The following is a 20,927-nucleotide window of genomic DNA, read 5'->3' as shown; positions in this document are numbered from 1 at the left end:
TTTATGCATTTAAACTTGTTTTTTCTTTAGGGAGTGCTCTAAGTCTTTCTTTTTCGTGTTATGGAGTGTTGTTAGTTGCTTTGCAGTCTAAGTTTTTTATCGAAGAAACATAGATCTTTAACGTGTTCCAAATTGTGTTTCTCTAAATTGAACTCTGGTGTAATGCTGATGTGCGCGATATGTCCTTTTCTTTAAGAAATTTTATAAATCTTTATTTTATTTAGATTTGTATGAGCTTTAAGTTTGTTTTATTTGTGTATTTGTTTTTTGTAGTTTTATTTTCTTTTCCTGTGTTTGCTTTGGAAAGCGATGTTAATTCTGTTGAGTATTTGGTGGTTGATACATCTATTACTATTCCTATTTCTTTTGTTAAGAAGAATTCTAATTCTTTTCTAGAACAGGCTAGTATTAATTATAGTTGGTTGCCTGTTGAGGATTATAGGCAGGAAGTTTTGAGTGTCTCTAGCAGTCCAAGTTCTCTTATAAGAGGAGATTCTGCGTATTATTCAACCGATGTATTGCAAGATTTTGATTTTGTTATTGATTTTTCTACTAAGACGTATGCATCTCCTTTAAGAATTGATAAAAAAGTAGATTTTCCTTTGAATGATTTAGATTATGATTTTGTTTATTATACTTCTGAGACTGAGTTAATAGATATTAATGATGATATTAGAGATTTGGCTTCTAAATTGGCTAATGAGGAGGATGATTTGTTTGTTGTGGTTTTTAAGATTGCAGATTGGGTAAATACTAATATTGATTATAATTTGAGTAGTGTGACTGCCGATGCTAGTTTACCTTCTAGTTGGGTTTTAGAAAATAGGAGGGGTGTTTGTGATGAGATGTCTAACTTATTTGTTTCTATGGTTCGTTCTTTAGGTATTCCTGCAAGGGTTGTTACAGGTGTGGCTTATACAGATAGTGATTTGTTTATTGATCGTTGGGGGCCTCATGGTTGGGCAGAAGTTTATTTTCCAGATTATGGTTGGGTTCCTTTTGATCCTACTTACAATCAGTTGGGGTTTGTTGACGCGTCTCATATTAAGTTAGATCAAGGTTTGGATAGTGAGCGTTTTAACACAGGTTATTCTTGGAGGGGTTCTGGAGTTGATTTGGTGCCTGGCAAGCATTCTATGGATAATTTCATTTTAGAAAAAGGAGTTGTTTTAAAAGAAAATGTTGTTGTCGATTTAGAGTATTTATCTGATGATGTTGGGTTTGGTTCTTATAATGTTCTTAAGGCTAATGTTAGAAATTTAAATGATTATTATGTTGCTTTTCCTTTGACTGTAGCGTCTATGAAAGGGGTTGATGTTTTGGATGAGTTCACTAAGGATTTATTATTGCTTCCCGGAGATGAAACGGAAGTTTCTTGGATTTTGAGGGTTGATGACAATCATTTAGATAATTATATTTATGAATTTCCTATGTTTGTTTATACGGCTGGTGGGTTTAATGTTTCTAGGAGTTTTTCATCTAAGAAGAGTTCTCAAAAATTTTCCTTTGAAGCTGCTCAAGTTTTTGCGGTTAATTCTGTTTCTCAAATTGATTCTAATATAAATTTTAGGTGCATTCCTGATAAGAAATCAGTTTATGTTAATGAGTCTTTAGAGGTTCATTGTACTATTAATAATGATCGAAATGAGAATGTGAGGGTTTGTGTGGATCAAAGAGATTGTGTTGTTGCTACGCCTGATATGTATGATTTTGTTGTATTAAATTATTCTTTTAATGAACCCGGATTTAGGACTTTTGTTGTCGAGGCTAAGAAACTTCCGTTTGTTGAGCAAAGTTTTGTTAGTGTTAATGTTGTTGATGATATCAGGGTAGATTTTGGTTTTTTGTCAGTTCCTGATGTTGTAGATTATGACGATTTGTTGAATGTTTCTTTTTCTCTAATTGAGGTTTCTGGAGATGCTTTTAACGTTAGTGTTGAATTAGTTCATGATTTTTTTTCTGAAACTTGGAATTTTGATTCTTTGGAGTCTATTCATCAGTTTTCTTATTTAGTGCCCGCTAAAAATTTGAAAGTTGGTGAAAATGAGTTTCTTATTAAAGTGACTTATCATGATTTATTAAATAAAGAATTTGTTGTTGAGGATGTTTTGAGTTCTAGAGTGGATTCTAATTTTTTTGAGTCTATCTTGATGTTTTTTAATTTTGTTGGGGTGTATGTTAACAATTTTGTTGGTGGTTTGTGATGTTAATTGTTTTTGTTTTGCTTTGTTTTGGAATTTTGATTTCTTTATATGTCGCTTATTTTGATTTTAGAAAGAACGATTTTGGTTTTAAGCCGTTTTGCGATTTTTCTTATAATATTTCTTGTTCTAATGTTTTTTTGAGTAGTTATGGTTCTTTGTTTGGCGTTAAAAATTATGTTGTTGGATTGTTTTTTTATTCGTTTATTTTTGTTATGTCTTTTTTTAGTTTTTATTTGGTTGCTTTCTTAGTTTCTGTTTTCGGGGTTTTATTTTCTTTTTATTTGGCTTACTTGTTATTTTTTAGAGTTAGAACTTATTGTGTTGTTTGCTTTATTTCGTATGTTATTAATTTGTTTATTTGTTTGTTTTTATATTTAGAAGTGTTTGTTTACGCGGCGATGTAGTTTGATTCGCACCGGATATCAAAGGTGTATGTTTTTGTTTTTGCTTTTAATCTGTAATTATTGAACCTGTTTGATAGGGTTCTTGAGAAATGTTGATTTCGTATTATGAGTTGTTTCAGTGTTATCACCTAGTATAGATATGCGTATATTGGAGAATTATAACTAGTATATAAAACTTTCTGTGTTTCTCGTCGAATAACTATGTTTTTTGTGTTTTTTCTTCAGTAGTAAAAAACAACAAATAAGTCATTTAGTTTCTATATTGAAAATAATGTTTTTTGAAACACGAACAATTAGTTCTGAAACAATTCTGAAACATTTGTTAGGATGAACAAATTTTAGGATGGCTAATGCTTTTGAGAAATTCTTTTCTAAATTGTTTTTTAAAGCTCAAAACACACAACTACAAAAGAAACCAATGTAAAAAAAGCTAAAAAAATATTTTTTTACATACGAAAACCAAAGGTCCACTTTTTAAGATGTTTGTGAATGGCGTCTTGCTTTATATGTTCAAAAATTTGCGATTAAGTAATAATCGTTAAAGCTCTACCTTTTAAGATGAGGATGGCTTGTTTCAGCAATTTTTTTTACGTTTTCATTATTGCGCGTTAGCGCGAGGGGTTTAATACAAATAAATGCTTTGCATTTATTGTACACAAAAGCTTTGCTTTTGTCGTATCCTGACCTGCTCAAAAATGCTCATTCATTTTTGTTGTGTTAGAAACTTTGTTTCTGTGCATTTAGGGCGGAGATACACGAAGAAATCATTTTTGATTTCTGTGTGCAAGAAACTTTTAGTTTCTTAGCAGACTCGGAGCAGCGATTTTCATTATTTTACCAAAAGTTTTTTAAAATAAATAGGATATGTGAAGATTAAAATGTTAGACATAAAATTATTGAGAGAAAATCCTGACGCATACAAAGAAGAATTAAAGAAAAGATATCTAGATGATAGGCTTGAATTAATAGATTTATGTTTAACAAAAGATGATGATTGGAGAAAAATAAAGTATGAAGAAGATTCACTTAGAAAAAAAAGAAATGAATTAAGCCAGAAAGTCAATGAGCTAAAGAAAAAAGGAGAAGACGCATTATCCGTAATAGAGGAAGTAAAGCTTGTTCCAAAAAAAATTTCGGAATTAGAAGAAAAGAGAAAAATTCTCAAAGAGGAAATAGAAAAAATTTTACGAAAATTGCCAACTCTTTCTCATAAAACAGTTCCAAATGGCAAAGATGACTCTGAAAATGTTGAATTAAAACAAGTCGGTAAAAAGAAAGATTTTGATTTTGAAGTTAAAAATCACGTTGATTTGCTTGAAGAGAAAGGATTTGCAGATTTTGAAACTGCTGCTAATCTTTCAGGCAATGGTTTTTATTTGTTAAAGGGAGATTTTGCTATGCTAAATCAAGCTTTAATTAGATTCACCCTTGATTTTATGCAAAGAAAAAAATATATTTACATAGAGCCTCCATTAATGATACATAAAAGAGTTTTGGATGCTGCAATGGATACAGAAGCTTTTAATGAAACTATCTATAAAATTCAAGGAGATGACGATCTTAACATGATAGGGACTAGTGAGCACGCATTATTAGGGATGTATGAAAATAAAGTTGTTCCTGAACAGGATTTGCCAAAAAAATATTTTTCGTACACTATGTGTTTTAGACAGGAAATTGGAAGTCACGGTATAAATGAAAAGGGTCTTTGGAGAACACACCAATTTAATAAAATAGAACAATTTATCTTTAGCAAGCCTGAAGAGTCACATTCTATGTTTGAAGAATTATTAGAAAATACGGAACAACTAATGAATCTTTTAGAATTGCCCTATAGAGTAATAGAAATTTGTTCAGGGGATTTGTCAATTTGGAAAAACAAATCTTACGATGTAGAGGTTTGGAGACCTACAACAAAAAATTACGGTGAAGTTGCTAGTTTAAGTAATTGCTATGATTACCAAGCTTTAGATTTAAACATTAAAGTTCTTAGAAAAAATAATGAAAGAGAAACAATACACACACTAAATAATACGGCTATAGCAACATCGAGAATTCTTGTAGCAATAGTGGAGAATTATCAGAATAAAGATGGATCCATAACAATACCTAAAGTTCTAAGGCCTTACATGTTTGGGAAAGAAATTATTTGAAAAGATGACAAGGCTTAATATTTTCTGATTTTTTTTACCATTCTTCCGCTTCATCTATTAGTCTGCTTGCAGTATTGTTTCTGGTTTCCAGAATCTTATTTCCGCAATAAGGACATTCTTTTGCAGGTTTCTCTTTCGGTCTTGAAAACTTATATTTACATTTAGGACATTGATAATTTATTTTTTTAGAGGCCGATATTGTGTGGGTTTCATCGTTTTTAGTGTTTGTTAAATGTTGTTTTTTGTTTTTTGTAGCATTATAACAGGATGTGCACACATATTGTTTTGTTACTTCATCAAATTTTATTTGACTCATGGTCACTGTTCTTAAACAGCTTCTACAAACAACTGGTAGATTTGAATCGTTTATGTTCATTATCGATATTCTTTGTTAATCGTAATATTTAAACCTTGCGATTGAAAGATCTTGTTATGGATTCTTTCAAAGCTTTTTTTTCTCTTTATAGTGAAAAGACAAGGCAAAAACGCGCAATTTAGTATGGAGATTCGCAAAGAAATCAGTTTTGATTTCTGCGTGCAAGAAATTTTTATTTTTTTAGCAGACTCGGAGTGGCAATTTTCATCATTTGATTTCCGTAAAGTATATATAGTCATTTTTAGAATTTGATGTTTATGAAATTAAATGGTTGGGTTTGGCTCATCATAGGGCTGATAGTGTCAGGTTTTTCAATGTATGTTGAACACCTTAATTCGGAATCTAATTTAATTATTTTTAGGTATTTAGGATTTTTGTTTATTGTCATAGGCATCTTTAAGGTATTGGTTGGTTTTATAACAAAACCTAAGCATGAACGCAAGCCAAACAATGAATCTAATATTGAATCGACTGTTGAAAAGACTGTTGTTAAGGATAAGGGTAAATTCTTTAATTTTTTAGGAAATGACCTTGCCAAAGTTAAGCTAGACGCCAATTTAGAAACTGAAAAGAGAAAGATACAAGAACAGATAAAAATGAATTCCAAAATGAGGGAAAAATTTGTTCATGACAAATTACAAAATCAAAATATTTCTCAAAAAAATCAAGTCAAAAGTTCTGCGTTTTGTCCTTTTTGTAGTTCTAAAATAAGTGATAATATGGCATTTTGCTATAATTGTGGGTCTAAGTTGCGATAAATTTTTATAATAATAATTATCTATTTAATTTATGGATGTTTTACACGCAATTATGAACAGAAGGAGTATTCGTTCTTATTTGAGAAAACCTGTCGAATTTGATAAATTAACTATGCTTTTAAAAGCGGGTTCTATGGCGCCTAGTGCTGGAAATTTGCAAAGTTATAGGTTTATTGTTATTACTGATAAAAAAGTGATTAAAGGTGTTGCGGATCATTGTACTGAACAATTCTGGATTGGTATGGCGCCTATATTGATTGTTGTTGTTGCTGATGTTGAAAGAACAGAATCTTATTATGGTTTAAGAGGACAAAGACTTTATGCAGTTCAAGATTGCGCTGCAGCTATACAAAATATTTTGCTTGCTGCTCATGATATGGGTTTAGGTGCTTGTTGGGTGGGTAGTTTTGATGAGGGATACATTGCTGATAAGTTAGGAATTCCTGAAGGTAAAAGACCTCAAGCAGTCATAACTGTAGGGTATGCAGCTGATTCTCCTTTAGATAAAGAAAGTTGTGAATTGGATTCTTTAGTTTCATTTAACAAGTTTGGAGTACCTGTAGAAAATATGAATTTGTTGGTAAGAGAATATAATAAAGAAATTGAAAAAATAGTTAAATTGTCAGATCCTGCTGTGGATGATGTTTTCAAAAAACTTTCTGAATCTACGAAGAAAATTGTTTCTGGCGCAAAATCGGTTCTTAATAAAGCTAAAAATCGTGAAAATTTGGATGAAGATTAGGAAAGCATATAAAAAACAAAGCATTCTTTGCTTTCATGAGCACCACTCTTTTTCCTTATGATGATGTTAGAGATATTCAGACTGATTTAGTCGAGGCGATTCATAAAGCTGTTGAATCAGGCACCGATCTTATCGCTCACGCACCTACAGGTCTTGGTAAGACTGCTGCGAGTATAGCTGCGGCTCTTTCTAACGTTATCAAAACAGACAAGACTATTTTTTTTCTCACAAGTATGCACACGCAACACAAGATTGCCATTGAGACTGTTAAGGACATTAAGAAAAAACATGGCGTTAAATTGGTTGCTGTTGACATAATTGGAAAAAAACATCTGTGTTTACAGCCAGGAGTTAGTCTTCTTGGACCAAAAGATTTTTCGGAGTATTGCAAGGCTGTTCGTGAAGATAAAAAATGTGATTATTATAATAATCTGAAAAAAGGAGAAGAATATTCTTTTGATACAAAAGCAGCAGTTTCAGAAATTAAAGAAATAAGTCCTGTGATGACTGAGGAAATGATAGATATTTCTTCTAAGCATCAGATTTGTCCTTATGAAATTGGGATGATTTTAGGGAAAGAATCTAAAGTTATTGTTACTGATTATTATTATTTGTTTAACACTCGAATAAGGGATGCGTTTTTGAATAAGATTGAGAAAGATTTAGGTAATGCTATTATTATTGTTGACGAAGCTCACAATCTTCCTAATAGAATAAAGGATTTGGCTAGTGAAAAATTATCTAATTTGATGATTAAACGCGCAATTAGTGAGGCTGAAAAATATAATAAAGGTGAATTATTGAAGCCTTTGAATTCGTTATTGAATGTTATTGAAAATTATAGGGAAGAAGATGTTGAAGAGTCTTATATCAAAAAAGAGGATTTTGTTGACAAGATATCTGAATTTTTTGATTATTATGAGTTCATTCAATTATTAGAGGATGCCGGCGATGAGATTAGGGAGGAACAAAAGTATTCTTATGTTGGTTCTATTGCTTCTTTTTTGGTTTCTTGGGTTGGTACAGATGATGGGTTTACAAGAATATTTTCTAAGAGTAAAGGTTTACAGGAGGAATATTTAGTTTTAAATTATGAATGTCTTGATCCAGGAGTTATTAGTAGAGGTGTCATTGAAGAAGCACATAGTACTATTATGATGTCTGGAACTCTTACTCCTACTTATATGTATAGAGAAATATTGGGGTTTGAAGAAGAAAACACGAAGGAGTTAACTTTAGAGAGTCCTTTTCCGCATGAAAATAAACTTAATATAATAATTCCGAAAACTTCTACAAAATATACTACTAGGAATGATGCACAGTACAAGGAAATTGCTCGTATAATTACCGAAATAGTTAATGTTGTTCCGGGTAATTCGGCGGTGTTTTTGCCTAGTTATTATTTAAGAGATGAAGTCTATAAATTTATGGATGAGTGTGAAAAAACTATTTTTACGGAAAGGCCGGGTCTTACAAAACAGGAGAAAGAAGAGTTTATTGAGAATTTTAAAGGATATAAAAATACGGGTGCTGTGTTGATGGGGGTTACTTCCGGAAGTTTTGGAGAAGGTATCGATTTGCCTGGCGATTATTTGAAATGTGTTATAGTTGTGGGGCTTCCTCTTAATAGGCCTGGTCTTGAGACTAAAGCATTAATTAATTATTATGATAGAAAATTCGGTAAGGGGTGGGATTATGGTTATGTATTTCCTGCTTTCAATAAAACTCTTCAATCAGCTGGACGTTGTATAAGAAGTGAGACTGATAGGGGTGTTGTTGTTTTTTTAGATGAGCGGTATTCTTGGGATAAGTATATGAGGTGTTTTCCTAAGGATTGGAATCTTAAAGTCACTCTTTTGTATAGTTCTATGATAAGAAATTTTTTTGGTGTTAAAGGTCCTGAGCAGGAGAAAAAGTTGGGGGATTTCTAAAATTTTTTGTAAAATTCAAAACTCTTAAAAACAGGTGTTGTTTCTTTTTATTATGAAAGACAAATATGTTAAGTTGGTTGAAAAGTACGGTTTGCCTTCTTATGAAGATTTATTGAAGAATTTCGATATCGATTTGATTGATGATGAAGATAATGTTCTTAAGGAAATTATGAAGAAGATGTTATCAAGATTTGACTATTTTTCTGATCAATTTGAGACTTTATTGCAACCAGATTCTGCCCTTTCTACTATGCACGAAGCAAGTTTTTTATCTGTTGTTGATAGGAAGAAAATAAAACATTTATTTGCTAAGTTAAGATTTTTATCCAGAGAGATTTCTATTGAATTTCTTAATTATGATGAAAGTAAGTTTGCAAATAAGATTAATTATTTGTTTGCCCAGTGGCAAGTTCTAAAGGTTGATATTGAATTAATTTTTGAAAAGTTGAGAGATACTTGGACTAAAGAGTCTGAAATTAAGGAAGATAGGGGGTATTTTGGATGATAGGGTTGATTATGGGTCCGCAAGGTAGCGGGAAAGGCACGCAAGCTGAGTTGATAGAGAGAGATTATGGGTTTGTTCAAGTTTCTATGGGTGATTTGTTAAGAGAAGAGGTTGCTAGGTGTTCCGAGCTTGGTTTGAAAATTAAAGCGTTGATTGATAATGGCAATTTAGTTCCTGAAGATATTACTTATGATTTGTTTAAAAAAAGAATGTCTCAAATAGGTGATGTTTTGTTAGATGGTATTCCTAGGAACTTGAAGCAGGCTGAGTGGATTGATGAGCATTTTAAAGTTGATTTTGTTTTGGTTCTAGAGCTTTCTGAAGAGGAGACTGTCAGAAGGTTAGAGAAAAGAAGAATTTGCACTGCGTCAAAGAAAATATTTATTTCTGATAAAATAACTAAGGAAGATGTTGAGGAGTGCAAGGCTGCGGGTGGTGAAATTATTCAAAGAGATGATGATAAGCCTGACGCTATTAAGAAAAGATTGCAAATCTATAAGGAGAAGACTGAGCCTGTAATCAGTTTTTTTGAAGGTAAAGCGCCTATTTTTAGAATTAATGGCGAACGATCTATTGATGATGTTTATGCTGATGTAAAATTAAAGCTAGATTCTATTTTGTGATTTCTTAATTTTTTTAGAATAGAAAGATAATCGGAGAAGCCTTCAATAGAGGGTGGAGGGGTTTGAAGGGTGAGAGGTGTTTCGTAAGATTATTCTCGCCTCTCCGATTATCTTAAGCGTGATTTTTTTTGAGTGTTATGTGTTGTCGTGTCTGTATGTTAATATTGATGCTTCTTTTTTTGCTGTTTGGTATGATTCGTTATTTTTTTCGTTTTTTTCGTAATTTGAAATGAGTGTGGACAATCCATCTTCAGCCATTTTTTCACCTCTACTACTTAGTAGTAGCACATATATTTAAATGTTTCGATTATTTCACTACTTTAATGTAACAACAAACCAAAAACTTTATAAATGAACAAGTTTATGTTATGTCTATGGTTTCAAGATCTGATAAAATGGGAGAACAAATGGCCGAATACATTATGGGCTTAGTTCCTGAAAATAAAGGCTTTGAGCACACAGTTGGAAAAGTCGTCGATGATAAAAATTCTCATTTTATAAAAAATAGTTCAGACATCATATTTTTATTAAATAGGTCTTATACTAAAAATTCATTTAGAGATGTTATTTCAGCCATACATAATTCAGAAACAAAATATGATCGAATCATATCAATACCTATTAAGGACGGAATAAATTATTTTAGATCTGTTTTTAATCCGAAATTTGGTGGCATAAAATATAAGCAAGATAAAGGTTTATCTTTAAAAAATTATTCTGATGCCGATTTTCAAAAAATGATAAGATTAACCCCTCCTGAAAAAACATTGACGCTTCAGGGAGGAATAATATATTATCAACCTGAATCTAAAAATTTAGAAGAAAAACTTGTAAATTATAGATTTCAACCAGTTATTTATGACTATTCTGATATCCCTGAAGAGAAGAGATTTGGTCCAAAATATAAAGACTCTAAAGATGTATATTTGTGGACTGCAAAGAAAGATGTATTGTCTTTGTTTTCTGAAAAACAACAAAACTTTTAACTATCTACTTTATTTTATAATTATGCGATATGTTGATGTTCATGCACATTATGATTTAGGTGATTTTGATAATGATATTCATGAAGTTTTAGATTCTTGTGCAAAGAATGGTATTAAAGCAATAATTGAAAATGGCGTTCATCCCAAAAGCAATAGAAAAATATTGGGTCACGCAGAAAAATTTTCAATAATAAAGCCTGCTCTTGGATATTACCCAGTGCACGTGGTTGAAGATGGAATTGATTTGGTAGAAGATGAAATTGATTTCATGAAAAAAAATAAAGATAAATTTGTTGCAATTGGAGAAGTGGGTATGGACTTTAAAGTAGGAGATGATAATCCTTTTGGCGACAAGCACAAATTGGTTCAAAGAGAAGCGTTCGAAAAATTTATTGTTCTTTCGGAAAAGATAAAAAAGCCATTAATAATTCATAGTAGAAAAGCAGAATTAGAAGTTATTGAAATGCTTGAATCTTCAAAACTTAAGAATCCTCTCATGCATTGTTTTATGGGTAAAAAGAAGTTAATGCAAAGGATTGCTGACAATGGTTGGAATTTATCAATTAGTCCAATAGTGGAAAAGCTTCAGCAACTTCAGGAAATGGTTGCGTATACTAGTATAACTCAATTGTTGACAGAAACTGATGCTCCTTATCTTGCACCTGTTCCTGGTGAGAGGAATGACAGCAGAAATGTAACGCTAGCAGTAAAGAAAATTGCAGAAATAAAAGGTTTAGAAGAAGAGGAAGTTGCAAATAATATATTTATGAATTATCAGAAATTATTTTTGTAAGTTGTTTTTTTAGAGAAACGCTTATATTATCTGAATCGTTTCATTTTGAAATGTCTAACAACTTAGGGGATTATGCTAAATTATTAAAAGAGTTTAATGGCTCTATTAACAGTTCTAAGTTAAAACAGTTTGGTTTGTTCAAAGTTAATATTTCAAATGCTGATGACTGTTTTTTTAAAAATGATGACTATGTGGTTTCAAAAGGTTTTTTTGAAGATTTCAATAATGTTTACAATTATGTTGATTCTTTAATTTTAGATCTAAGCATTTCAAATGAACTTAATAAACTTGTTCAATTAGGTACTATAAGTGCAAAAGGGAATTTAGAAATTTGTTCTAACGCAGAAACTCTCAGTCTTGAGGGTGTTGTAAAAAAGAAAGGATTAAAAGAGTTATTTTATCACAATTTGAGTCTGTGTTTAAATTCTGGTCATGTGGAATCTTACGCTACATTAATTGATTCGAATCTCTCTCATTTAAATGAGTCTGTGAAGTATACTAAAAGTAATTTGATGATTTTGTTTGATGGTCCTATTTCTCAGATGAAGCAAGATTGCATTGCATTTTTTGATTTGGCATCTATTCCTAAGAGTGGTTTGTAAGAGAGTTTTTAGCTTGAGTTTACTTCTTTTTTTGATAATTGATGCGTCTTTAAAGCACTTATTTATAGAAAATATGTTTTTTTGCTAAAGGACAATATTTTTATAGTTGTTTTTTCTTTTAAGTTTATATGGAGATTCATATTGATACTAAGAAAGATTCTGATGCGGAAATAATGAAAGCTATAAGGATGCTTCAAGCATACGTAGGTCAAAGCGCAGATTATGGTGTTCAGAGTTCAGAATATAGTTCTCAAAATTCTGAAATTTCTAATCCTTCTCCTGGCGCATTTAATATTTTTGATGATGCTAATAGTTCTTCTTCAAATTCTCAAATAGAGGAAGAAGAAAAAGAAGATAAAAAAGAGATTCCTAGAATACAATTCATAGATTTTTGAGTATTTTACTAATTTATTACTTAAAATTTAAAAAAGGCGCTTCATTCTTCACTTTTATGTCTAAAGAGAAGAAGAAATTTATTTATGCTGATGATTTAGATAGTGAAACTTTAAAGCAGTTTGAAGACTGCATGGGTTTTAATTTTGTCATTAAAGGGGCTTTGATGCCTGATGCACATCTTGGCTATGTTGCACCTATAGGTAGTGTTCTTGTAACTAAAGATTTTGTTGTTCCATCGTGGGTTGGCTATGATATTGGTTGCGGTATGACTGCAGTTCATATTAAAGGAAAGGATATGATTAAAAAAATTAGAGAACATCAGGATGCTATATTTGAAGCAGTTAAGAAAAGAATCCCTATGGGTAAGGGCGAGATTAATTCTGTTACACAAGTCACAAGGAAAACTAAAGAAGATTATGTTGAACTTATTAATGAGTTTAAGAATGGCGCTTATAATAAGGAAATTTTGCAATTTTTGGAGGGCAAAGCAATTAGGCATATAGGAAGCTTAGGTGATGGTAATCATTTTATTGAAATTAGTGAAGATGAAGATGGAGATGCTTGGATTGTAGTTCACTCTGGTTCCAGAGGAGTTGGATTTAAGGTTGCTGAAAAGTATATGAAAAAAGTTGCAGGTGCAGATAATGTGTATGAGGCGACGCATCCCATTCATAAAGATTCTGAAGTTGGAAAGGAGTATTTGAATATTCTGGATTTTGGTTTGAAATTTGCCTTAAGAAACAGATTGGAATTGATTGAGAGAACTATTAAGGGATTGGAAGATGTTCTTGAAGAAACTGTCGAATTCGAACTTTGGACTAATAAGAATCATAATCATGCTATTTTTGAAAATGGTTTTTTTATTCATAGGAAAGGAGCTACTCCTGCTAAAAAAGGAGAGCGAGGAGTCATTCCAGGAAATATGAGGGATGGTTGTTTCTTGGTTGAGGGGTTTGGTAATGAAGATTTCATTGAAAGCTCAAGTCATGGTGCCGGAAGGAAATATAGTAGGAAGAATGCTAAAGAAGAATTTTCTATGGATGATTTTAAGAATGCGATGATTGGTATTAAAGGAACTGTTACGCAGGGAACTCTTGATGAGGCACCTATGGCTTATAAAAATGTGTTTCATGTTATGGATAAACAAAAAGATTCTGTTAGGATTGTTAAGCATTTAAAACCTGTTATTAATTGGAAGGGTGAACGTGGAAGAAAAGGTAAGGGTAATAATTAGTTTTTTCTTATGATATTTTATTATAAAATTGTGCTTTATATACTGTTGTGTTGTTAAGATTGATATATAGTATCAAAGGATTGTCTTTTATATTTGAATTTTTTGATGTTTTGTAAGGAATATTCCTATGAAATTTTTTTATTTCCTTTGTTAATTTTTCATCTTCTAATTTATCGTCTAATTTTTGCTTTTTTACAATTTCTTGCTCTTTGTATATGTTGTTTTGTATTTTTCTTTTCATTAATTTATATGTTTGTTTCCATTCTTCTTTTTGATTTTTATAGTTTTCAATTTTTTGAGTTCTATAGTTTTGTAATATATTAAATCCTTCTTCTGTAAACCAATTCAATTTTTGAAGTTCATTGTATAGTTTTTCTCTCGCTTCGAATATTTCAGATTTTAGAGTGTTATACTTTGTTGTTTTGTTTGTCACCATTTTTGTAAGTTTTATGAGGTAATTTGTTTTTTCTAGTCTTTTTTTCTCATTTTTTGGTTTTTTATTTATCATAACTTCTTGAACTTTTTGTAATGTTTCTAATTCTATGTCTATTTCTCTTTGTTTATTTTCTTCAAGATCGCGTTGTATTTTTTTATAAAAATTTTTTAGTTCCAGTTTTTCCTGTTCAAGGTGCAGAATTAATTTTCTTGTGTTGTTTTCGGTTTTTGTTTTGTTTTCTGCCTCTTTTTTACAGTCTCTTATTGATGTGTTTTTATAATTTTTAAGATCGTTTCTCTCTTTTTCTTTTTTTTGTATTTCTTCTTCAGTTTTAGTTATTCTTGATGAGATTCTTCTTTTTTTCTTTTTGAATCTGTTTGGTTTATTTTCATTTAGATATTTTAACTCGTTTATTGCGTTTTCATAATTTGATTTTGAATTTTTTATTTGTTGTGTTGTTTCTTCTATTTTTTGTTGTGTTAGTTCTTTTTGTTTTAGTATTATTTCAACTTTTTTATCTATTTCTAGGATTTTTCTTTTTGTTGATTCTTCTATTCTTTTTTTTCTTTCATTTATTTGCGCTTCTCCTTGTCTGTAAAGTTTTTCATATATTGCGTTGTATTCTTTGTTGAAAAGTTCGTATTTTAACTCGTTTGGTGTTTGCGTTTCTAGTTCTCTGATTTTTTGATCTATGCTTTCTTGCTTTTTTGTAAATTCATCTTCGTTTCGTTCTAGTTCTCCAAGGTAGTATTCGAGTTTTTCAGTTCTTGGCGTATATGTCTTTATGCTTGTTGCGGGAAAGTATTCTAGCTGTTTTACGAGTTCCCCTTTTCTGTTTGCTCCCACTGCTATTGTTGTGTTGCCGTAGAAGCCTCTGTATTTTATTCTGTTTTTTAGAAACCTCAATTCATTTTTCATATCATCATAGGTTGTTTTTGAAAGATGATATTCGTTGCTAGCTTTGATTGGTTCATCTTCATTTTTTTTTATAGAAATGTCAAGTGCCTTTTTGTTATTAGGATTTATTGTTATGTTGAGTGCTCCGTATATATTTTTTAGTTTTAGAGACTTTTTGAGTTCTTCTTCTATTTTATTTTGTTCGGATTTATAGTTGTTGGATTTATTTTTTCCTAATATGAAATAACCGCTGTCTATTATGATTTTTTTATTTGTTTCTTCTTCTATTTTTTTCATTATTTCTCTAAGGAAGGGCGTTTGCGATATTAGGTATGCTGCATTATAGCTGCTTATTTGGTTTAGTACGGAGCTGTGTTTGTCATTTTTAGAGTCTATATCTGGCGCACCTCCTGATTTGAAGTCTAGTGGGTGTGCTATTATTGCATTTTCTTGTTCGTATAAAAATAGCACATCAAATGTTGATATGAATTTATTATTTTTTTCTACAAACCCTTTTTTTGTAAATGTTTTGTGTTTTTTTAAATCTAAAAGATCTAAAGGTATTATTATTCCTCCTGAAAGAAAGAATATTTCTGAACTGTAGTCAGGGCTATTTTCTTTAAGTTTTCTATTAAATGTTCCAAGAAGTTTTGTATCAAATACTGGAAAATATAATTCTTTATTTTGTTTTAGAAGTATTTCTATTATTGTTTCTTCGTATGTGTCAAGTTTTGTGTGTGGTCCTAATAACATTTTTATTTCTCGTTAAGTACGTATTCTTTTTTTATTTGTTCTCCTAGTTTATCAAGATTTTCTTTTTTGATATAGCAGCTTGCTGCTTCCGGGTGCCCTCCTCCGCTTTCCGTCACTTTGAGTTTTGTCATTTTTTCATAGAATTCTCCTAAATGAATTTCTTGTCCGGGCGCTTTGTTTGTTCTCGCACTTATTTTGTAAAGTCCTTCTTTTGTTTCTAGTGATGTGAATAGCACTCCGTAGTCTTCTGGTAGTATTCTTGATTTTGCTGTTATTCCTCCAAAGACGCCAGTCATAACTCTTAGGAATTCTATATTTTTTTCAAGCTCTGTTTCAAGGTTGTCTAGTTGTATTAGATATGCTCTTTTTCCTATTTCTATTAGTCTGCTTCTGTTTTCTGTGTTTGAGTATGTTTCTGTTAATGTTTCTTGTTCTAGTTTTTTTAGGTCGTTGTTTAAAATCCATTTTTCTATTAGTTCCATTCCATCATGAATTGTTTGATTGTATTGTTTTTTTATATCTATAAGTTTTTTGAATACTATTTGCTGTTTTTCATCGTCAGGATCATATTTTCCTTCTAGTTCTATTACAATTGCTTCCATGAATAATTGTCCGTATGTTTTTATTGTTTTGTTGTTTATTTGTAGTTCTTCATCAATCTCACCCATTTTTGAATAGGCAGTCATCTCGTTTGCGATCTCTGCTATTGATTTATTCTTGAGGAGTTTACTTTTTTGGTCTGTTATTATGTGTTGGTGTTCTTTGAATAATTCATGATTTTCTTTTCTTTTTCTTGGATCTGAGAATGCGATTAATCTTTTTTCGAGTTGTCCTAGAAGTGTATATCTTTTGTATCTTGTAGTTCCTTTCAAATCATTCATATGTTCTTCAGTTATTCCCAGTTCGAAAAGCAATCTGTCCGCAAGTTGTATTCTTTGTTTATGTCTTTTTTCATCGTCTTTGTAGTCTTCTATTATTGGGTCTATGTATTCGCCGTTCGCATTAGTTATGAGTCTTTCTCCGTTTTCTGCAATTTCTATGAGGTTTTTGTTGTATTGTTCTCGGAATTCTTTGTTTATTTTTTCTATTTTTTCTTCACTTATTGTGTCAAGAATTATTTTATTTATTCCTGTTTGTTTTTTGTTTATATCTATCACGAATAATAATTCTAGTTCATTTCTTATTTTTTCTGTGGATTCTCCTATTTTTTTGTATCCTTGTGAAAATAGGAATTTTTTTCTTTGTTCGTTGTTTGCGACATCGTATTTTAGGTTTAATGGGATTTGAGATTCTGCTATGGCATAAGAGATTGTTTTTGTGAAGTAACCGAAGAATGGGCTGTCTTCTTTTTGTAGTTTTTGGTTGTTAATGTAATATTCGTAAATTGTTTTGTTTATTCCTTCGTCTTTTTGCTGGTCTGCTTTTGATCCTGCCAGTGCAAACATTGTAAGGTAGTCTATTTTTTCGTTTAGTTCTTTTTTTATTTTTTTATCTAGTTTTACGTTTTCATCTTTTATAAGTTCGTCTTTTATGTAATGAAGAAGAATCCCTGAAAGCAGGGATCCTGATAGTTCTTTTGCCCCGTCTATTTTGTAATTGCAGGGGTTTATGTATTGGTGTTTTCCTTCAAATTTTAGGGGTTTGTGGTGATCTAAAATTATTGCTTCTTCTAGTTGTTTTAGTCTTTCCGGGTTCATAACAGAGAGGTCTGAGAATATGTAGGTTCCATTTCCCCTTCTTTCTTTTATTTTTGTTATGCTGTTTTCGTCTTCTTCATTGTCAGAAATAGTCATGTGTCTTTCTGATTGTATGTTGTAATTGTGTGCTTGAGGTTTTTCTCCTTTAGGTATTTCTGTTTTTCCTAGTGTTTCTACAATTATTTTAAGCCCTGGTTCAAGAATTAATGATCCCAGACCGTCAGCATCAGCTAGGTGGCTTACTATGTTTATGTTTCTGTATTCGTAATTTGCCAGTCTTTCATATAATGTGTGTGCTGCTTTTTTTAATTCCTGAAGAATTTTCTCGTATTTTGTATTTTCTCTTTCCAGTATTTCTGTTAGATTGATTTTTCAAAACCCCTTTGGTCACTATTATAAAATAGCGAAACTATTAAATATATAAGTTTATCGTTATTTTGTTATGCGGGGATTTTTATGAGCGAGACTTACAATAAATTTAGTGTTTCTTTTTGGGTTTTTGCTTTTTTATTGCCTGTTGCTTTATTGTATTCTTTTTTGACTAGGAATTGGGTTAATATTATTTTGAGTTTTTTGATTTTGATTTTGTCTTTGCCTGTTTTTTTTAATAAGAAGAGAGTTTTTGGCGGTTTGGAGTTTTTTACTTTGTTGTTTTTGTTTGTCACTATTTATGTTGGGAATTTGGATTTTTTTATTAGTTTATTTTCTTGGTGGGATTTGTTTATTCGTTTTGTTCTTGGTATTATAACTGTTTTAGTTGCGTTTATGATTATTTTTATTTTGAATGTGGGAAATCATGATAATTTAAGGTTGAGTCCGTTTTTTATTTCTTTGTTTTGTTTTAGTTTTGCTTCTACTTCTGCTTTATTGTGGGAAATTTTGAAGTTGTTTTTGCAGTTTAATTTTGATTTTGTGTTTTTTTCAGGTAGTGTTTTTAGGGAGTTTTGGAATGTCGTTGTTTTTTTGCTTGGTTCTTTTTTTGCGGCTAGTATGGGGTTTATTCATATGCGTTTTTTTAAGTATTCCTTTGTTAAGAAGTTTGTTTTTTCTTTGTTGAAGAAGAATCCTTCTTTGTTTAGGGGTATTGTTGATCCTGTTGATCAGTTAAATGTGTTAATTAGTTCTGGTGAGAGTTCTACTGTTGAGTTTAAGTCTGCTCTTCGTACTAATCTTTTTACAGGGGAGCATGATAAGCGTATTGAACATAGTGTTCTTAAGACCATTGTTGCTTTTCTTAATAGTTTTGGCGGTGTTTTGTTAATTGGTGTTTCTGATGAAGGAACTATTTTGGGCATTGATGCTGATGGTTTTAGGAGTTCTGATAAGTTTTCTTTGCATTTTACTAATTTGATTGAGAAGTTTATTGGTCGTAGTGTTTTTTCGTTGATTAGGGTGGACTTTGTAAGTGTTAATTCTTTGTTAGTTTGTAAAGTTGAGGTTTCAAGAAGTAATAAGCCTGTTTTTTTGAATTATATGGGTTCAGAGGAATTTTATGTTCGTTTTGGTCCTAGTAGTATTAAGATTTTTGGCAGTAAATTGGTTGATTATGTTAAGAATAATTTCAAGAAGCATTGATTATTGCGTGTTGGTTTTTTTTGGGTGTGGTTGTTTTGTTCTTTGTAGCCTATATTGTTATTAGTTTTTTGGGCTGTTATTTGCAGTCTTCTGGGCAGTTTTGAGGTGTTTCTGCGCATGGGCATCCTTCTCCTTGGCAGACTATTTCTGCGCATTTTCCATCTCCACATTTATTGATGCATATCGGTTGTTGTGTTTGTTCTTCTGGAGGAATTGGTCCTTTATCTATTATTTCTATGAATGTTTGTCCTTTTTCTGTTGTGCATTGTCTTGGATAGCTTTCCATTACTGGGTTTCCTGCATTTATGCATTCTTCAAAAGTGGTTATTTTTTCATTTTGGCACGCAGTTATTACTAATAGCGTTATTATTCCTAGCAATATTATTGTTCTTTTCATATTTGTATATTGTATCAAAAGATATTTAAAACATTCGAAAATCTGTGTTTTTTAGAGGTAGATAAAATGGCATTTGATAAAAGTTTAGACAAGGAATTATTTGGTGAATCAGCAGAGTTTGAGACAACAAAACTAAGAGTTTCAGTATTTTCCTATAATGATGGTCAGCCAAAGCTTCAGATTAGTAGAGAGGTTCTTAATACTGAGGATGGTTCGTGGAAGTGGGCTAAGATGGGTAGGCTTACTAAAGATGAGGTTGTAACTATTTTGCCTTTGATTGAGAAAGCTAAAGAGCATCTTTAAGAGTTTTTTTTAGGTTCTTACATTATTAGTTCGTAATTTTTTTTTAGTATTATTTTTTGAAGTCCTTGATTTATTTGTTTTGTTCTGTTAGTTATTATTCCTTTGAAGTATTTTATGTCGGTTTGTATTGGTTTTTTTTCTTTTTCTTTTAGGTATTCTATTTCGCAATTAATCAAGTCTTGTAGGTCTCTTAGGTTTTCATAGTAGTAGTTTACTCCAAATAAGCCTGGTTTGTGTCTTAGTGCTGTTTTTTTGTGTTCATAACCCATAAGTTTCCAGTCATGTTGTGTTCTTGGTCTTATTCCTACCAGAGTCATTTGATTTAGAAAAATGTTGTATATTTGCGGCATCTCGTCGATATGAAGCAAGCGTAGGTATTTTCCTAGTGGTGTGATTCTTGGATCATTTTTTATTTTTCCATTTCCTGTTATTGTTTTTGTTAGTGCTAATTGTTCGAACTGAGAGTCTGCTCCTTTTATCATAGTTCTTATTTTTATTTTTTGAAATGGTATTTGGTATTGTCCTAGAACTTTTTGTGAGTAGAATATTTTGTTGTCCATTTTTACAGTTCTATGATTTTTCCTTCGGCTCCTACGTTTATAACTTTTGTTTTTTCTAGTTGTTCTTCTAGTCCTTCTGCTTCGTGTACGTGACTGCATAGTAGTATGTCTGGTTGTAGTTCTTTGATTGCTTTTAGGACGCCGTGGCTTCCTTTTACGAAGTTTGAGAATTTTTCTATTTTGCTTCCTGTTGGGTGTACATGTGTCATCATTATTTTTTTTGGTAGATATGCTATTTTTTCAAATCCTTGTTTTAGAGTCTCAAAAATTTTTTTTTCTGTTATTCCGTGTATTCCTATGTTTGCTGATCCGCATCCAAAGATTCCTATGTCTTCATATCTGACTGAGTAGCCGTGCAAGTGTTTTGCATTGTTTATTTTTGCTAGGAATTCTGCTGTGGAGATGCTTTCATGGTTTCCTGATATTAGAAGCAATTTTTGATTTTTGTCTTTGAAAGGCTTTAGTATGTTCTCTAAGGAGTCTTCATTTTGTATATCTCCGCATAGTAGTATTAAGTCTACTTTATTTTGTTCTGCTTTTTTTGCTAATCGTTTTGCTACGTCTAAGTCTCCGTGTAGGTCTGCGGCTCCGAGGATTTTCAT

The 20,927-nt window shown here is 31.2% G+C and carries 21 protein-coding genes; 15 read left to right on the top strand and 6 right to left on the bottom strand.

Going from position 1 to position 20,927, the window contains the following annotated elements:
- The first annotated feature begins 230 nt into the window (after positions 1–230).
- The 3 genes from K9L97_02745 (at position 231) to serS (ending at position 4,761) form a co-directional block, all read left to right on the top strand.
- A complete protein-coding gene (locus tag K9L97_02745) occupies positions 231–2,204 on the top strand; it encodes a transglutaminase-like domain-containing protein (protein MCF7871930.1) in 1,974 nt (657 codons plus the stop codon).
- Positions 2,204–2,608 carry a hypothetical protein gene (locus K9L97_02740; protein ID MCF7871929.1) on the top strand — a complete coding sequence of 135 codons (405 nt, stop codon included), beginning with the start codon at positions 2,204–2,206 and terminating at the stop codon, positions 2,606–2,608. The genes K9L97_02745 and K9L97_02740 overlap by 1 nt, the downstream gene beginning before the upstream one ends.
- Before the next feature lie 878 nt (positions 2,609–3,486).
- On the top strand, positions 3,487–4,761 hold the full coding sequence (serS, locus tag K9L97_02735) for a serine--tRNA ligase (GenBank protein ID MCF7871928.1): 1,275 nt from the start codon (positions 3,487–3,489) through the stop codon (positions 4,759–4,761).
- A gap of 34 nt (positions 4,762–4,795) precedes the next feature.
- On the opposite strand, the gene K9L97_02730 is transcribed toward serS, so the two are convergent.
- Positions 4,796–5,137: a hypothetical protein gene (locus K9L97_02730; protein MCF7871927.1), complete on the bottom strand. Its 342-nt coding sequence runs from the start codon at positions 5,135–5,137 to the stop codon at positions 4,796–4,798.
- A gap of 257 nt (positions 5,138–5,394) precedes the next feature.
- Between K9L97_02730 and K9L97_02725 the strand changes: the two genes are divergently transcribed.
- The 10 genes from K9L97_02725 to K9L97_02680 all read left to right on the top strand — a co-directional run bounded on the left by K9L97_02725 (position 5,395) and on the right by K9L97_02680 (position 13,707).
- Positions 5,395–5,895: a zinc ribbon domain-containing protein gene (locus K9L97_02725; protein ID MCF7871926.1), complete on the top strand. Its 501-nt coding sequence runs from the start codon at positions 5,395–5,397 to the stop codon at positions 5,893–5,895.
- Positions 5,896–5,926: 31 nt separating this feature from the next.
- Positions 5,927–6,637, top strand: a complete 711-nt coding sequence (locus K9L97_02720) for a nitroreductase family protein (protein ID MCF7871925.1) — start codon at positions 5,927–5,929, stop codon at positions 6,635–6,637.
- A gap of 35 nt (positions 6,638–6,672) precedes the next feature.
- Positions 6,673–8,568, top strand: a complete 1,896-nt coding sequence (locus K9L97_02715) for an ATP-dependent DNA helicase (GenBank protein MCF7871924.1) — start codon at positions 6,673–6,675, stop codon at positions 8,566–8,568.
- A gap of 52 nt (positions 8,569–8,620) precedes the next feature.
- Positions 8,621–9,073: a hypothetical protein gene (locus K9L97_02710; protein MCF7871923.1), complete on the top strand. Its 453-nt coding sequence runs from the start codon at positions 8,621–8,623 to the stop codon at positions 9,071–9,073.
- Positions 9,074–9,084: 11 nt separating this feature from the next.
- On the top strand, positions 9,085–9,696 hold the full coding sequence (locus tag K9L97_02705; protein MCF7871922.1) for a nucleoside monophosphate kinase: 612 nt from the start codon (positions 9,085–9,087) through the stop codon (positions 9,694–9,696).
- Positions 9,697–10,070: 374 nt separating this feature from the next.
- Positions 10,071–10,682, top strand: coding sequence for a hypothetical protein (locus tag K9L97_02700; GenBank protein MCF7871921.1), 612 nt, complete (start codon positions 10,071–10,073; stop codon positions 10,680–10,682).
- Positions 10,683–10,704: 22 nt separating this feature from the next.
- Positions 10,705–11,475, top strand: a complete 771-nt coding sequence (locus K9L97_02695) for a TatD family hydrolase (GenBank protein MCF7871920.1) — start codon at positions 10,705–10,707, stop codon at positions 11,473–11,475.
- A 50-nt stretch (positions 11,476–11,525) separates the two neighbouring features.
- Complete coding sequence (locus K9L97_02690) at positions 11,526–12,077, top strand: hypothetical protein (protein MCF7871919.1); 552 nt, start codon at positions 11,526–11,528, stop codon at positions 12,075–12,077.
- Positions 12,078–12,205: 128 nt separating this feature from the next.
- Entirely contained in the window at positions 12,206–12,472 is a 267-nt protein-coding gene (locus tag K9L97_02685; protein ID MCF7871918.1) for a hypothetical protein, read from the top strand.
- A 56-nt stretch (positions 12,473–12,528) separates the two neighbouring features.
- Positions 12,529–13,707 carry an RtcB family protein gene (locus K9L97_02680; protein MCF7871917.1) on the top strand — a complete coding sequence of 393 codons (1,179 nt, stop codon included), beginning with the start codon at positions 12,529–12,531 and terminating at the stop codon, positions 13,705–13,707.
- Between the two features lie 7 nt (positions 13,708–13,714).
- On the opposite strand, the gene K9L97_02675 is transcribed toward K9L97_02680, so the two are convergent.
- Complete coding sequence (locus K9L97_02675; protein MCF7871916.1) at positions 13,715–15,793, bottom strand: hypothetical protein; 2,079 nt, start codon at positions 15,791–15,793, stop codon at positions 13,715–13,717.
- A gap of 2 nt (positions 15,794–15,795) precedes the next feature.
- Complete coding sequence (locus tag K9L97_02670; GenBank protein MCF7871915.1) at positions 15,796–17,586, bottom strand: hypothetical protein; 1,791 nt, start codon at positions 17,584–17,586, stop codon at positions 15,796–15,798.
- 360 nt (positions 17,587–17,946) lie between these two features.
- On the opposite strand from K9L97_02670, the gene K9L97_02665 reads away from it, so the two are divergent.
- Entirely contained in the window at positions 17,947–19,065 is a 1,119-nt protein-coding gene (locus tag K9L97_02665; protein ID MCF7871914.1) for an ATP-binding protein, read from the top strand.
- Positions 19,066–19,141: 76 nt separating this feature from the next.
- Here the strand turns inward: K9L97_02665 and K9L97_02660 are convergent, their stop codons facing one another.
- Positions 19,142–19,462, bottom strand: coding sequence for a hypothetical protein (locus K9L97_02660; GenBank protein ID MCF7871913.1), 321 nt, complete (start codon positions 19,460–19,462; stop codon positions 19,142–19,144).
- A gap of 66 nt (positions 19,463–19,528) precedes the next feature.
- Between K9L97_02660 and K9L97_02655 the strand changes: the two genes are divergently transcribed.
- Positions 19,529–19,765 carry a hypothetical protein gene (locus K9L97_02655; GenBank protein ID MCF7871912.1) on the top strand — a complete coding sequence of 79 codons (237 nt, stop codon included), beginning with the start codon at positions 19,529–19,531 and terminating at the stop codon, positions 19,763–19,765.
- 17 nt (positions 19,766–19,782) lie between these two features.
- On the opposite strand, the gene K9L97_02650 is transcribed toward K9L97_02655, so the two are convergent.
- Both K9L97_02650 and K9L97_02645 read right to left on the bottom strand, forming a co-directional pair.
- Complete coding sequence (locus tag K9L97_02650) at positions 19,783–20,325, bottom strand: sugar transferase (protein ID MCF7871911.1); 543 nt, start codon at positions 20,323–20,325, stop codon at positions 19,783–19,785.
- A 2-nt stretch (positions 20,326–20,327) separates the two neighbouring features.
- Positions 20,328–20,927, bottom strand: a complete 600-nt coding sequence (locus tag K9L97_02645) for a metallophosphoesterase (protein ID MCF7871910.1) — start codon at positions 20,925–20,927, stop codon at positions 20,328–20,330.

The sequence above is a fragment of the Candidatus Woesearchaeota archaeon genome, assembly GCA_021735165.1.
In the GTDB taxonomy this organism is placed as follows: Archaea; Nanobdellota; Nanobdellia; order Woesearchaeales; family 21-14-0-10-32-9; genus JAIPET01.
This window is presented reverse-complemented; position numbering and strand designations above follow the sequence as displayed.